Origin of the sequence: Deinococcus sp. LM3 (assembly GCF_002017875.1) — a bacterium.
Classification (GTDB): Bacteria; Deinococcota; Deinococci; order Deinococcales; family Deinococcaceae; genus Deinococcus.
Genome location: NZ_MUFV01000001.1, coordinates 1639193 through 1652035, shown reverse-complemented (window position 1 = coordinate 1652035; position 12843 = coordinate 1639193). Strand labels below are relative to the sequence as shown.

Genomic DNA, 12843 nt, shown 5'->3' with positions numbered 1-12843 from the left:
TGGGTCGGGCAGACCGGAGGCAGGGCGACCAACTGCAACGGGTATCAACTGGCACCATCTTGCAGCATCTATTGACATCAGGCGTCAGATAGCGCAAGATGGCATCACCTGAGAGGAGGTACCGGTATGAACGACACGAACATCCCCACGGACGAGGTCCTGACCCTGGAGGAACTGGCCGCCTACCTGAAGGTCAGCGAGACCACCGCCTACACCCTGGTGCGGGGCGGTGAGATCCCGGGCCGCAAGGTCGGCCGGGAGTGGCGTTTCCTGAAAGCCCGCGTGACCCACTGGCTGATGCAGGCCGGAACGGAGGAAGACATGAACAAGACTGGATTCGTGCAGCGCGATGAACTGGGCGGGGAATTCAGGCAGGAAGGCGGCCAGGAGTACGTGGCCCTCTGGCTCCCCATCACCCGCGAGGAGAAGGCCGCGCAGATCGAGAAGGCCACCCGCGACGGCGTGAACGTCAGCGAACTCGTCGCCGATTACCTGCGCAGCTGGGCGAAGGCGTAAGGGCAGGGAGTGGGAAGTGGTGATACGGACTCCGATTGAAGGGTCTTTGTAGCCCCTTCAATCCGAGCGGATGCGAGTGGGAGCAGGCCGGGTTCCGGACGTGGAGCTGGCAATCCGGTGAAGTTCCGGATTGTCAGCGAAACAAACGGAATCCGTATGAGTGGACGGTGGAACCCCCACCCCGCTCACCACTTTCCGCTTCCTACGGTCCGTTTCAGAACAGTTCGTCGTGCAGGCGGTAGTAAGCGAGTTTCGTGTCGTCCACCAGGGCACGGCCGTACAGGTCGAGAAACATCCTGGCGTAGCGTTCACCCAGTTCGCTGCGCACACTGCGCGCGGCCAGTGCCAGATCGGCGTGGCGGTCGGCGATGCCGAGGCGGCCCACGTCGATCAGGCCCTCCAGCAGCTCGCCGTTCAGGATCAGGTTGTCCAGGGTGGCGTCCCCGTGCGTGACCACCAGGTCCTCGTGGGCGGGGCGGGTGCGGGCCAGTTCGTTGAAGACGCTGACCGGGCTGCGTCCGGCGTGGTCGTCGTCGAAGTCGCGGCTGTCGATCAGTCCGGCCTGCACGCGCTCGCGGGCCAGGGGCAGGGTCACGTCCAGCGTCTGCCGGAACGGGCAGTCCCGGATGGGCAGGGCGTGCAGTTCGCGCAGCGCGCGGGCCAGCAGGGTCACGACCCGTTCGGGGTGCAGCCGCGCGTCCGGGTGGCTCATGGGAATGCCGCGCAGGCGGGTCATGGCCAGGAATTCCCGGTCGCCCTCGATCTCGAAGGCCACGACCTGCGGCGCGGGGAGGCGTCCGTGCAGCCAGCGCAGCCGCTCGCGTTCCTGTTGCAGCCCTGTCGCGTGCGGCGAGCGGGTCTGGACCTTCAGCACGAACCGTGAGGATTTCCAGACCTGCGCGCCGCTCTGGCCGCCGCTCACGCGTTCCCAGCGGGCGGCGGGCAGCACGCGTTTCAGGGCGTCGGGCAGGGTCGGGCGGTCGGGCGCACTCACATCCCGCAGTCTGGCACGCCGGGCAGTCTGGCAGCGGCGCGGACGTTCAGGCAAGTGTGAAGTTCACCCGCGCCCGCCTGCCCCCCGGCGGCGGCGATCATGGGGGCGTGACTCCCTCTCCCTCTGCCCGGCCCACCTCTGCCCGGCCTCCCTCTGCCCGGCCCCCCACCGAAGAGCCGTCCAAGCGCGAGTGGTTCAGCGAGCTGATCGGCCGCACCCGCTTCGTGGTGCTGATCGCGGTGATCGCCGTGCTGCTGGTGTCGTTCAGCCTGTTCCTTCAGGGCACGCTGCTGGCGCTGTACACCATCTGGGACTCGTGGCGCGACACGCTGACGCAGGGCATTGCCAACCAGGACGGCGACATCGCCGTGGAATTCCTGGAGATCGTCAGCACCATGCTCAAGGCCGTGGTGTTCTACCTGATCGGGGTGGGCCTGTACTCGCTGTTCATCACGCCGCTGAACCTGACCTCGGCGCTGGGCGTCGAGAGCCTCGCGGATCTGGAGCAGAAGGTGGTGTCGGTGATCATCGTGATCCTGGGCGTCACGTTCCTGGAGCATTTCGTGCGCTGGGAGAAACCGCTGGACACCCTGTACTTCGCGGGCGCGCTGGCCCTGGCGGGCGGGGCGCTGGTGTTCTTTCAGCGGGTCCACCGGGGCAACGGCGGCGACCTTCAGCAGCCGCAGGCGAAACTGCGCGCCCGGCAGGACCTGTTCGAGCACCACACCGAGCAGCGGCACATCGAGGACCATGACGTGGAACTGGCCGAGCAGGCCACCGTCGCCAAGCAGGAAGGCAAGGTCGACGCCGGGGAGGGCAGCGGCTGAGCGCCCCGCGCAGACCGCCCCCGGGCGGGGAACGTGAGCCGCGCGGCCACCCCCCCGGCCCGGCGCGCGTACACTGTGCAGAATGAGGGTTGGTCTGCTTGAATCCCGCGCCGCGAGGCTCCCCACGTACTGGTCGGCGTACCTGAAAGAACTGGGGGCCGAGGTCGTCGTGCCTTCCCTGAGGGACGCCGAGTCCCTGGCCCTGGGCCGCGAGAGCCTGCCGGGAGAGCCGGCCCCGGTGCAACTGGCGCTGGGGCGCATCCTGTCGCTGGGCCGCGTGGACCTGGTCCTGCTACCGCAGTGGGCCGCCGTGAGCGGCGACGCCTGGAGCGAGGCGCTGCCCGAACTGCTCGCGCGGCGTATCAGTGGCCTGCCCACGCTGCTGGGCGTGCCGGACCGCCCGGACCTGATGGAAGGCGCGGCGGCCGAGGTGGGCATGCGCGTGTCGCAGAGTGCCGGCCGGGTCCGGCTGGCCATCGAGAAGGTCCGGCCGCTGGGCACCGACCCGCGCGCCGAGATGCCGCCCCTGAGCCGCGCGTCCCGCCGCACGGTTGCCGTGATCGGGCCGCGCGCCCTGCTGGGCGAGGACGCCCTGATCGGCCCGCTGCGCACCGCGATGGACGACCTGGGACTGTACCCGGTGTTCAGTCACGAACTGCCGGTCCCGGACGTCCTGAAACGCGCCGAACGGATCGAGCAGCCGGACCGGGCCGCGCCGGGCGACCTGGAGTTGTTCGGCGCGCTGTCGCTGCTGAGCGGCAAGGCCGCCGTGCGGGGCTTCGTGTTCGTCGTGCCGGCCGGTGACGGCAGCGCCGGGGCCGCCGTGACGCGGCTCTCCGCGCGGCTGCACAAGCCCTTCACGGTCCTGACCGTGGACGGCGTGCAGACGGACTTCCCGGAACTCGCGCTGCTGGCGGGCCGTCTGGACACCCCGGCCGCGTCCCGTCCGGCCGCGCCGGAACTGCCGGCCAGCGCCGCCGAGATCGCCGCCGCCGCGGCCGCCACCGGGGAGCGCGACGCATGAAGTGGTGGCGCTGGCTGACCACCCCGGACCCCGATCCGGGGTTCACGGGTCCCAAGCTGCTGAAACTGCTGACCCGCGTGATGCTGTTCGCTCTCGTGGCAACGCTGCTGAGCAGCTTGCTGCAACTCACGCCGCTGGGACCGTACCTGAATACCTGGTGGGGCAGTCTGCTGTTCGTGCTGGCGCTGTACATCCCGCTGGCGCGCTTCATGTCGGTGGATACCTTCGTGCCGCGCCGCCTGCAGGCCCGCGCCGACGCCGCCCGGGGCAAGGGGGCGTCCGGTCAGCGGGTCAGCAGCGCGCAGCGTCGCAAGGAACGCAACCGCTACGCCGGCGTCCGTAAGGGCGCGCCCAAGTACGGGGGCCGCCGGTAGGCACGGACCTCGCCCGCACGAGGAAACAACGCCCGGCGCGCGAGTGGGCCGGAGAAACCCTGTTCCGGCCGGCCGCGCAGCGACTGGTGGACCCGCTGGCCCGCCTGAACGTGGACCCGGCACACGTGGTGCTGCTGCACACGGCGCTGGGCCTGTACGCCGCGCTGCTGATTCACCGGGGCGAGCGCCTGCGGCCCGCCGTGCTGCTGCAGGTCAAGACCGTGCTGGACGGACTGGACGGCCAGCTGGCCCGCGCGACCGGCCGCACCACCGAGACCGGCCGCTACCTGGACACCGAGATGGACCTGGTCGTGGATCTGGCGCTGAACGTGGCGGTCAGCGGCGCGGCGGGCGTGCCGGCCACGCTGCTGCAGAGCCTTATCATGACCGTGGATTACCTGTGGGAACGCGAGTTCCGTGAGGCGCGCGGCGAGGTGTTCCGTGACCCGCCCGCGCAGGCCGGGGACAACCCCCATGTGCTGGCGGCCCTGAAGGGGGTGTATGCCGCCTACTTCGCGCCGCAGGAACGGACGCTGGGGGCGCTGTTCGAGCGGCGTCTCGCGCGCCTGACGGGCGGGGCACCGACGCCCGCCGACCGGGTCGCGTACACGCCACGCGCCGCGAACGTCGTGACTGCCAACCTGGGGCTGTCCACGCAACTGCTGCTGCTGGGGGCGTGCGTGCTGGCCGGGCGACCGCGCCTGTACACCCGCAGCCTGCCGGTGCAGGCGCTGCTGCTGGCGGGCGTGCAGTTGTGGCGCGAGGACCGGGTGCGCCAGTCGCGGGCCACCCGGTCAGGCGATACCGGGTCAGGCGGGGACGCCGCTCAGCCTTCCTCCAGGGGGTAGGTGCGGGCGGCGCGGGCCGCCAGCCAGATCAGGTAGGCGTAGAAGCCGCCCACCATCAGGAAGACCAGCCAGCCGGGAAAGTTCCCGATATCGGCCAACGAGAACGCCGCCGGGAATTCCAGCACCCATCCCTTGGGCTGCGCGAGGTCCAGTTTCGCCAGCCACGCCACCAGCACGGCCGTGTAGATCCACAGGTAGTTGCGGTTCAGGCGCCAGCCGAGCGCATCGGCGCGGGTCATGGGGCTGCGCGGTTTGCTCAGTTCGGCCAGCAGCAGCTGGTGCCAGCCGGGGTCCACGCGGTCGCCCAGCATGGCCGGGTAGAAGAACCGCTCCATGATCCGCACGCGGTGGTGCGCGATCTCGAAGGTCCGGAACCGCCGCGCCTCGAGGCGCAGGAAGAAGTAGTTCATGAACATGGCGAACAGGAACGTCGCATGGCTGTTCGTGGCGTCCCCCAGCGCGAACGACGCCAGACCGGCGGTCGTGACGACCGACCAGTTGGTGGTCATGTCCAGCCGCTGGCGGTAGGCGGTCATCTTGCCGACCTCGGCGCGGTACAGGTGAATCAGGGCGTTCGCCGCGTTCGTGCTGTAACTCACGTCCGTCAGGCCCGCCGTGACGGCCGCGCCGGGACCGCCGCCACTGCCGGGCATCAGCGACCCCCCGGTGACGGGCGGGCCGCCATCACAGGAAGGGGTTGCTGCGCCGCTCGTGCCCGACGCTGGTGCGGGGGCCGTGACCGGGGTACACGGCCGTGTCGTCCGGGAGGGTCAGCAGCTGCGTGCGGATCCCGGCCAGCAGCTGCGGATGGTTCCCGCCGGGCAGGTCGGTGCGCCCGATCCCGCCCTGGAACAGGGTGTCCCCGGCGATCACCACGCCGGGCGCCACGAACACCACGTGCCCCGGCGCGTGCCCCGGCAGGTGCCGCGCCGTGAGGGTCAGGTCGCCCGCCGTGAAGGTCTGCCCGCCGGCGATGTCGTGGTCTGGCGGGGCGGGCTGCGTGAACGGCAGGTTCCAGCGGGCGGCACTCTGCGCGCCCAGCGCGTACAGCTCCCGGTCGTCCGGGTGCAGCCACACCGGCACGCCCAGCTGCTCGCGCAGCGGCTGCACCGCCCCGATGTGATCGAAGTGCGCGTGCGTCAGCAGGATGCCCGTGACGGTCACGCCGCTCCCGGCGACGAGCGCGGCAATGCGGGCGGCGTCGTCGCCCGGATCGATCAGGAAGCCCTGGTCCTGCTCGCCCGCGATCAGCACGGCGTTCTCCTGGATGGGGCCGGTGGGCAGCGACCAGACGCGCAGCGGGCCGTGCGTGAAGGGAGCAGTCATGCCCCGGAGTCTACCGCCCGGCCGGGGCGGCCGTCAGGCGTGCCCGAGCGCGTCGCGCAGCGCCAGCGCGAACACCTGGAAGCTCAGGCTGGGGCTGGCGTACGCTTCGAGCGCCTCCTGCAGGGCGCTCAGGGCGCTGTCCGCGCGGGCGCGCTGGTGCGGCGGCAGGGTGCGCCACACGAAACGCAGCGCCTCCGGGTGCCAGCCGGGATCGAAGCGTTTCTCGAGCGCCTCGGCCGCCTGCAACGCGGCCAGCAGGCCCTCGCCCAGCGCGTCCGTGAGGTCGCGGGCGTCCCCCAGCGCGGCGCTGACCTTGGCGGGGTCGCCCAGCACCCCGGCGCGCCCGGCGGCGAACGCGATCAGGTCCGGGTCCGGGGCGTGACCGGCGCGCTCCAGTGCCCGCTGCAGCGCGCGGTCCGGGGCGGGCGTGACGCTCAGGCGGGCGCTGCGGCTCACGATGGTCGGCAGGACCGAGCGGCGGTCCTCGGCCAGGAAGACGAACAGCGCGCGGTGCGGGGGTTCCTCGACCAGTTTCAGCAGGGCGTTCGCGGCCTCCGCGCCCAGGTACTCGGCGCCGGCGACGATCACCACGCGCCGCGCGAAGGTGGGCCGCACCTCCAGGAACTCGAAGACGTGCGTCTCGTACTCGCGGGCCTTGTCGCGCCCCGACAGGACCGCGCCGATGGGAATCAGTTTGCGCCGCGCGGTCTTGCCGGTGGTGGTCGTGGCGCGCGGCTCGACCAGCAGCACGTCCGGGTGCCCCCCGGCGGCCAGGGCGCGGCAGGACGGGCAGGTGCCGCAGGCCTCGCCGTAGGGGCCGCGGCTGCCCGAGCAGTTGTGCTGCGCCGCGACGGCCCAGGCGACGTCCAGTTTGCCCACGCGGGCCGGGCCGGTCAGCAGCAGGGCGTTGCCCTGGAACGCGCCGGTCTGCTCGAGCAGCGGGCCGTGCAGGTCGGCCGCGCCCGCCAGCGTCGGGGCCGTCACTTGCCGATGGCGAGGCGCGCGGCGAGCACCTGCGGCAGCCCCGCCTCCAGCGCCGCCTCCTGCGCGCGTTCGATGTCGTAGGGCACGCGGAAGACCTCGAAGTGCGCGCGGGTCGTGTCGAACACCGCGTAGCTGGCCTGGGGGTTCCCGTCGCGCGGCTGCCCCACGCTGCCCGGATTCAGGATCACGCGGGTGCTGGGCGGCACCATGTAACTGCCGCCGTCCGTGAAGTGCTGCGCCTTGATCCAGTCCCCCACCGGCGAGTTCAGCGTGGCGTACACCGCCGGGACGTGCGTGTGCCCCACGAAGCCCAGGCGGCCCTGCCAGTGCCCGAAGGCCTCGCGGGCGGCGGGCACGGAATCGGTGTAGTCGTCCAGGCTGACGGGCGTGCCGTGCCGGTAACGCGCGCCGACGTGCGGGTCGTCGATCCCGTCGCGCCACAGGCGCACCCAGGCCACGTCCCGCTCGGACAGGCGCGAGAGTTGCCACATCAGCGCCATGGACACGATCGAGTCTTTCGTCTCGCGGCGGCCGTCGGCGTACTGCAGCAGCATGTCGTCGTGGTTGCCCAGGACGCACACGGCGTCCAGTTCGCGCAGCGCGTCGAGAACCTCGCGGGGGTGCGGGCCGTAGCCGAGCGCGTCGCCAAGGTGGATGACCTGATCGTACCGGCGTTTCTCGGCGTCGTTCAGGACCGCCTGGAGGGCGGTGTGGTTCGCGTGAATGTCAGACAGCAGCAGGAGCCGCACGCCGCCGATGATAGCGCGGCCCCTGCCCGGGGAACGTGTGAAACCCCCGCCCGGCACCCGGCGGGGCACCCGTCAGGGCCAGACGGTCACGCGGCCCGCCTGCGGGTCCAGCCGGGCCGGTGCGCCCAACGGCAGCGTGAGTTGCGGGCTGGTGTGCCCGAAATCCACGTTCGCCACGACCGGCATGTCCGCGCGGCCCGTTTCATTCAGCACGCGGCGCACCCAGCCGTGCAGGTCCTCGACCATCGCGGGCGTGTAGGTGCGGGGGCGGGCCAGGATCAGCCCGGCGGCGCCCGCCAGGATGCCCTGCGCGGCGTAGTTGCGCAGCCAGTACCCCACCTGATGCGGGGGCGGCACGTCGTTGCTGGTTTCCAGTGCCAGGACCGCGCCGCGCCACAGGGCCGGTTCCGGCCAGCCGGGCGTGCCGTTCAGCATGTCCAGCACCTCCAGGCAGCCGCCCAGCAGGTGCCCCTGCGCGGGCGCCTCACCCTGGAGCCACACCCAGCCGTCGCCGGGGCGGAAGGTGCGCGGGACTTCCTGCGCGGCCTCGTCGGCCCAGTCGGGGCCGCCCTGCGTCCACTCGGGGGCGGCCTCCAGATCGAAGGGCGCGGGCGGGTCCACCAGTGCGCGCCGCAGCCCCTGCACCGTGAAGGGGTGCATCCCGCCGTTCTCGGCCAGGTCGGTCAGGAGGGCCGGGCCGTGGTACGCCATGACGCCCGCCCGCAGGAACTGCGTGAGGGTCACGGTGGAGTCGCTGAAGCCCAGGAATGCCTTCGGGTGCGCGCGGATCAGGTCCGGGCGCAGGTGCGGCAGCAGGCGCACGCTGTCGTCCCCGCCGATGATGCTGACCATGCCGTCTATGTCCGGCGACTGAAGCGCCCAGTGCAGGTCGTCCGCGCGGGCCTGCGGGTTGTCCGCCAGGAACTCCGGGCCGCGCAGGGCGTTCGGGGCGGCCACGACCTCCCACCCGAATTCACGCGTGACCTGACCCACCCCGGCGCGGTAGCGGTTCATGACCTCCGTGACAAAACCGCTCGACAGGCTCAGCGCCGCCACCCGCGACCCCGGCCCCAGGCGCGACGGACGCACGAACCCGCGCTGAACGGAGAGAGGCACCAGGGACGCCGGATCGGGAACGGTCATGCCGGGCAGCCTACCGCCGGGACGCGCGGGCTGCCTGCGCCGACTGGCGTAGTGGCCGCCGGTGAAAGGCTCAGGGCGCGGTCAGGTCGAGGCTCAGCCAGTGCTCGGTATACACGCGCCCGTCCCGGCGCACCGCATCCGGCTGGGTGCCCCACACCCGGAACCCGGCGCGTTCGTACAGGCGGAGGGCGGCGGGCTGCGAGTCCATCACCGCGAGGTGCAGCGAGGTGACGCCCGCCCACGAGCGGGCCAGTTCCACTCCGGCCTGCACGAGTGCCGCGCCGACGCCCTGACCACGCGCGGGCGGGGCGACGGATACGCCGTACACGTTCACGCGGTGCGCCAGGGGTGGGGCCGCCTCACGCACCAGGGTCAGCAGCCCCACGAGGTCAGTGTGCAGGAACGCGCCCAGCGTGACACCCGGCGCGTCCGGCGCGAGGCGGGCGGCCAGCGCCTCGTCGCCCAGCGCGGCGAACTCGGCAGCGTTTGTCAGGAAGGCGGCCGGGTCGGCCTGCAACGCCGCCAGTCGCGCGGCCCGGTACGCGGGCGCGTCGGCGGGCGTCAGGCGGCGGACCGTGACGGTCACGCGGGTTCCGGCGTTCCGCCCAGCGTGACGACCCCGGCGGGCACGGCGCGGCTCACGCCGACGTGCCGGTCCCGCCAGTTCAGGACGTGCCCGTCCGCGCGGACGTGGCGGGTCAGGGTCAGGTCCAGGTCCGTGACCAGCCAGCCCGGTTCGTTCCAGCCGAGCTGCGCCACCACGCCGTCCTCGGGCAGCCCGTTGTCGGACGGGGCGTACACGCCCGCCGCGCCGTGCGCGTCCTCGACCGCGTACGTCCAGGGGGCGTCCGCGATCAGCGGGGCGTGCAGCGCGTACAGCTGGTTTTCCAGCGCGCGGGCCATACTGCCTACCCGCACGCGCGTGAACCCGGCGCGGCTGCCCGTGAAGGAAGGCACGACCAGCAGTTCCGCGCCCGCCTCGGCCTGCGCGCGGGCCAGTCCCGGAAACTCGCTGTCGTAGCAGATCGCCACGCCGAAGCGCAGCGTGCCGCCGGGCAGCGGCAGGTCGAACACCTGCACGCCCTCGCCCGGCGCGACGTGCCACTCCTCGGCCTCGAAGCGGGTCATCAGCAGCTTGTCCTGATGGCCCTGCGTGCCGTCCGGGCCGAACACGAACGCCCGGTTCACGAACGCCCCCGCGTGCGCGACCGGGTAACTGCCGGCCACGATGCCCACGCCGTACTCGCGGGCCAGCCGCGCGTGCAGCGCCACGAACTCCGGCACGAAGGCCTGAAGCGCCGGGCGCATCCCGATCACGTCGTGGTGCAGCCCGGCGGGCAGCAGGCTGACCAGTTCCAGCGGCGCGTACTCCGGGAATACCAGCAGCTCCGCGCCCTGGCCCGCCGCGTCCGCCACCCAGCGCGTCAGCTTGGCCTCGAAGGCCGCCCAGTCCGCCAGGAAGTCCACCGGGTACGCCGCCGCCGCCACCCGCACCCGCTCCACGCTGCCCACATGCCCTGTCATGCGCCCGAGTGTACCCGCCCCACCGCACGCGCACCGCCGCCAGATGACCTATCGGCAGGAGGCCGCACCCCATCCACCATCCGCCATCCGCCATCTGCCATCTGCTCTCCGCTCTCCCCCTCTGCTAGCGTGCAGGCATGACCACCGCCGGGGCGCTGCGCGAACAGGTGTGGGACGACCTGCTGGCCCGCCGCGCCTGCGCGTACCCGCTGCCGCCGCACGGGCACTGCCCGAACTTCACGCACGCGAGGAAGGCCGCCGCGCAACTGCTCTCTCACCCGGACGTGGCGGCCCTGCACACCCTGATCGTCGGGCCGGAACGGGCGCTGCTGCCCCTGCGGCAACAGGCGCTGAAGGCCGGAAAGACGCTGTTCGTGCCGCACCAGAAGAAGGAAGGCTGGTACTGGCGCGTGACCGACCCGGCCGGCGCGAAACTCAGCTCCCTGAGCGCGCACGGCGAGGCGACCCCCACCCCGGCGGGCGCGCAGGCCGCCGTGATCGCCTGCGTCGCCGCCGACCATCACGGCGCGCGGCTCGGGAAGGGCTTCGGCTGGGGCGCGCGCGGCCTGCACCTGGACCTACCCGAATTCACGCTGGCGCACCCGCTGATGCTGCGGCTCACCCTGCCCTGCCCTGCCGACTCGCACGTGGCCCTGATCGGCACGCCCGACCGGGTCATCACGCCCCCGGCGCACCTGCCGGGCGGAACGAACCGGCCCTGAAACGCGTACCATGCGGCATGAGCAAGAAGACCACCCCCACCTACGTGCCCGCCCTCGTCACGGTCGCCACGGTCGGCGTGGCCGCCGGTGCCGCCTACGTGGCCCGCACCCGCAAGAAAGAAGTCACGGAACTCGTCGTGAACCGCGTGCTGGAACGCCCCGCCGGCCGCAGCAGCTACAGCGACCTCGGCCAGAGCCTCGAACGGGCCGGGACGCTCCTGACCGGCCGGGCCGCCCGCGCCGCCGACACGCACGCCAACCGCGACCTGCTCTCACACATCATCGGCATCGAACGCTGGGGCCAGCAGCGCCTCAGCGCCGCCCTCGGCTCGTCCCCCGACCAGACCGACACGTACCACCCCTACCGCCCCCCGCAGGACACCACCCTGAAAGACCTGCAGGCGCTGATCACCACCACCCGCGCCGGCACCGTCGACCTGACCCGCCGCCTGGGCCACAACCCCCCCGACGACACCCTGACCATCGCGCACAACAGCCTCGGCCCCATGACCACCAAGGCCTGGCTGCGCTACCTGACGCAGCACGCCGACCTCGAAAGCCGCAAACTGCGCGGCGAGTAAACCCACCCACAAGAAGGCGGGCAGCGACCAGCGCACACGCGCCGGATCCTGCCCGCCCGCCCATACCCCCACCGGCCCCCCCACCCGGAAAACCCCTCTGCATTAAAACTGTAAGACCCGTCCTCCTACCCTGAGTGCACCATGAGTGTCCTGAACAGCGTACTGACCGCCATCGTCAAGGAAGGAGCCAGCGACATCCACCTGCGCACCGGCAGCGCCCCCGCCGGCCGCGTCAACGGCGTGATCAGACGCTACGGCGACACCCGACTCGCCCCCGAACACGTCGAAGCCTTCACCCGCGAAATGATGAGCCCCGCCATGTGGGACGCCTTCACCGAGAAACGCGAAGCCGACTTCGCGTACGGCATCCCCAACCTCGCCCGCTTCCGCGTCAACGCCTACTACCAGCGCGGCACCATCGGCCTGATCATGCGCGTCATCGAAGACAAGGCCATCCCCACCTTCGCGCAACTCGGCCTGCCCATCGACACCTTCGAAGCGCTCGCCCAGCACGAACGCGGCCTCGTCCTCGTCACCGGCCCCACCGGCAGCGGCAAGACCACCACCCTCGCCAGCCTCCTCAACCACATCAACGCCACCCAGCCCGTCAACATCGTCACCCTCGAAGACCCCATCGAAGTCCTGCACCGCGACCAGATGGCCCTGATCAGCCAGCGCGAACTCGGCATGGACACCATGAGCTTCGCCAACGGCCTGCGCGCCAGCATGCGCCAGGACCCCGACGTCATCCTCATCGGCGAAATGCGCGACAAGGAAACCGTCGAGGCGGCCCTGTCCGCCGCGCAGACCGGACACCTCGTCTTCAGCACGCTGCACACCCAGGACGCCATCCGCACCGTCAACCGCATCATCGACTTCTTCGCCCCCCACGAACGCGACCAGATCCGCCAGGGCCTCTCGGAAAGCATCGTCGGTATCGTCAGCCAGCGCCTGCTGCCCAAAGCCACCGGCGGCCGCGTCCTCGGCCTCGAAATCCTGCTCGGCACCCCCACCGTCCGCGAATGCATCAAGGACCCCGAACGCACCGAAGAAATCAAACAGGCCCTCCAGGAAGGCGGCTCACGCGGCATGCACACCTTCGACCAGCACCTCGCCAGCCTCGTCGCCAGCGGCCTCATGACCGAAGAAGACGCCATGGCCAGCGCCACCAGCCCCCACGAACTCAAGATCATGATGATGCGCGCCCAGTACGCCTGAACGGGAAAACCCC

The 12843-nt window shown here is 71.6% G+C and carries 16 protein-coding genes; 8 read left to right on the top strand and 8 right to left on the bottom strand.

Features of this window, described 5'->3' with window-relative positions; translation table 11 throughout:
• The first annotated feature begins 126 nt into the window (after positions 1-126).
• Complete coding sequence (locus BXU09_RS07795) at positions 127-516, top strand: helix-turn-helix domain-containing protein (RefSeq protein ID WP_078301667.1); 390 nt, start codon at positions 127-129, stop codon at positions 514-516.
• Positions 517-730: 214 nt separating this feature from the next.
• On the opposite strand, the gene BXU09_RS07790 is transcribed toward BXU09_RS07795, so the two are convergent.
• Positions 731-1510 carry an APH(3') family aminoglycoside O-phosphotransferase gene (locus tag BXU09_RS07790; RefSeq protein WP_078301665.1) on the bottom strand — a complete coding sequence of 260 codons (780 nt, stop codon included), beginning with the start codon at positions 1508-1510 and terminating at the stop codon, positions 731-733.
• A 203-nt stretch (positions 1511-1713) separates the two neighbouring features.
• Between BXU09_RS07790 and BXU09_RS07785 the strand changes: the two genes are divergently transcribed.
• From BXU09_RS07785 to BXU09_RS07770, 4 genes are all read left to right on the top strand, one after another.
• Positions 1714-2337, top strand: a complete 624-nt coding sequence (locus tag BXU09_RS07785) for a YqhA family protein (protein ID WP_240501333.1) — start codon at positions 1714-1716, stop codon at positions 2335-2337.
• Between the two features lie 82 nt (positions 2338-2419).
• Positions 2420-3361 (top strand): hypothetical protein, encoded by a 942-nt coding sequence (locus BXU09_RS07780; RefSeq protein WP_078301664.1) that lies wholly within the window; start codon positions 2420-2422, stop codon positions 3359-3361.
• Complete coding sequence (locus BXU09_RS07775; protein WP_078301662.1) at positions 3358-3735, top strand: hypothetical protein; 378 nt, start codon at positions 3358-3360, stop codon at positions 3733-3735. The genes BXU09_RS07780 and BXU09_RS07775 overlap by 4 nt, the downstream gene beginning before the upstream one ends.
• A gap of 86 nt (positions 3736-3821) precedes the next feature.
• Positions 3822-4583, top strand: coding sequence for a CDP-alcohol phosphatidyltransferase family protein (locus BXU09_RS07770; protein ID WP_240501105.1), 762 nt, complete (start codon positions 3822-3824; stop codon positions 4581-4583).
• On the opposite strand, the gene BXU09_RS07765 is transcribed toward BXU09_RS07770, so the two are convergent.
• The 7 genes from BXU09_RS07765 to BXU09_RS07735 all read right to left on the bottom strand — a co-directional run bounded on the left by BXU09_RS07765 (position 4562) and on the right by BXU09_RS07735 (position 10309).
• Positions 4562-5236, bottom strand: a complete 675-nt coding sequence (locus tag BXU09_RS07765; protein WP_078301660.1) for a DUF2270 domain-containing protein — start codon at positions 5234-5236, stop codon at positions 4562-4564. The genes BXU09_RS07770 and BXU09_RS07765 overlap by 22 nt on opposite strands.
• Positions 5237-5267: 31 nt before the next feature.
• On the bottom strand, positions 5268-5909 hold the full coding sequence (locus tag BXU09_RS07760; RefSeq protein WP_078301659.1) for an MBL fold metallo-hydrolase: 642 nt from the start codon (positions 5907-5909) through the stop codon (positions 5268-5270).
• 33 nt (positions 5910-5942) lie between these two features.
• Positions 5943-6893, bottom strand: coding sequence for a DNA polymerase III subunit delta' (locus BXU09_RS07755; RefSeq protein ID WP_078301657.1), 951 nt, complete (start codon positions 6891-6893; stop codon positions 5943-5945).
• Positions 6890-7651, bottom strand: a complete 762-nt coding sequence (locus BXU09_RS07750) for a metallophosphoesterase family protein (protein ID WP_078304857.1) — start codon at positions 7649-7651, stop codon at positions 6890-6892. The genes BXU09_RS07755 and BXU09_RS07750 overlap by 4 nt, the downstream gene beginning before the upstream one ends.
• Before the next feature lie 63 nt (positions 7652-7714).
• Positions 7715-8785: a S66 peptidase family protein gene (locus tag BXU09_RS07745; RefSeq protein ID WP_078301655.1), complete on the bottom strand. Its 1071-nt coding sequence runs from the start codon at positions 8783-8785 to the stop codon at positions 7715-7717.
• 70 nt (positions 8786-8855) lie between these two features.
• Entirely contained in the window at positions 8856-9371 is a 516-nt protein-coding gene (locus tag BXU09_RS07740; protein WP_078301654.1) for a GNAT family N-acetyltransferase, read from the bottom strand.
• Entirely contained in the window at positions 9368-10309 is a 942-nt protein-coding gene (locus tag BXU09_RS07735) for a carbon-nitrogen hydrolase family protein (RefSeq protein ID WP_078301652.1), read from the bottom strand. The genes BXU09_RS07740 and BXU09_RS07735 overlap by 4 nt, the downstream gene beginning before the upstream one ends.
• A 137-nt stretch (positions 10310-10446) precedes the next feature.
• On the opposite strand from BXU09_RS07735, the gene BXU09_RS07730 reads away from it, so the two are divergent.
• From BXU09_RS07730 to BXU09_RS07720, 3 genes are all read left to right on the top strand, one after another.
• Complete coding sequence (locus tag BXU09_RS07730; RefSeq protein WP_078301650.1) at positions 10447-11031, top strand: 5-formyltetrahydrofolate cyclo-ligase; 585 nt, start codon at positions 10447-10449, stop codon at positions 11029-11031.
• A gap of 17 nt (positions 11032-11048) precedes the next feature.
• Complete coding sequence (locus tag BXU09_RS07725; RefSeq protein WP_078301649.1) at positions 11049-11612, top strand: DNA-binding protein; 564 nt, start codon at positions 11049-11051, stop codon at positions 11610-11612.
• A gap of 141 nt (positions 11613-11753) precedes the next feature.
• Entirely contained in the window at positions 11754-12830 is a 1077-nt protein-coding gene (locus BXU09_RS07720) for a PilT/PilU family type 4a pilus ATPase (RefSeq protein WP_078301647.1), read from the top strand.
• Positions 12831-12843: the final 13 nt, after the last annotated feature.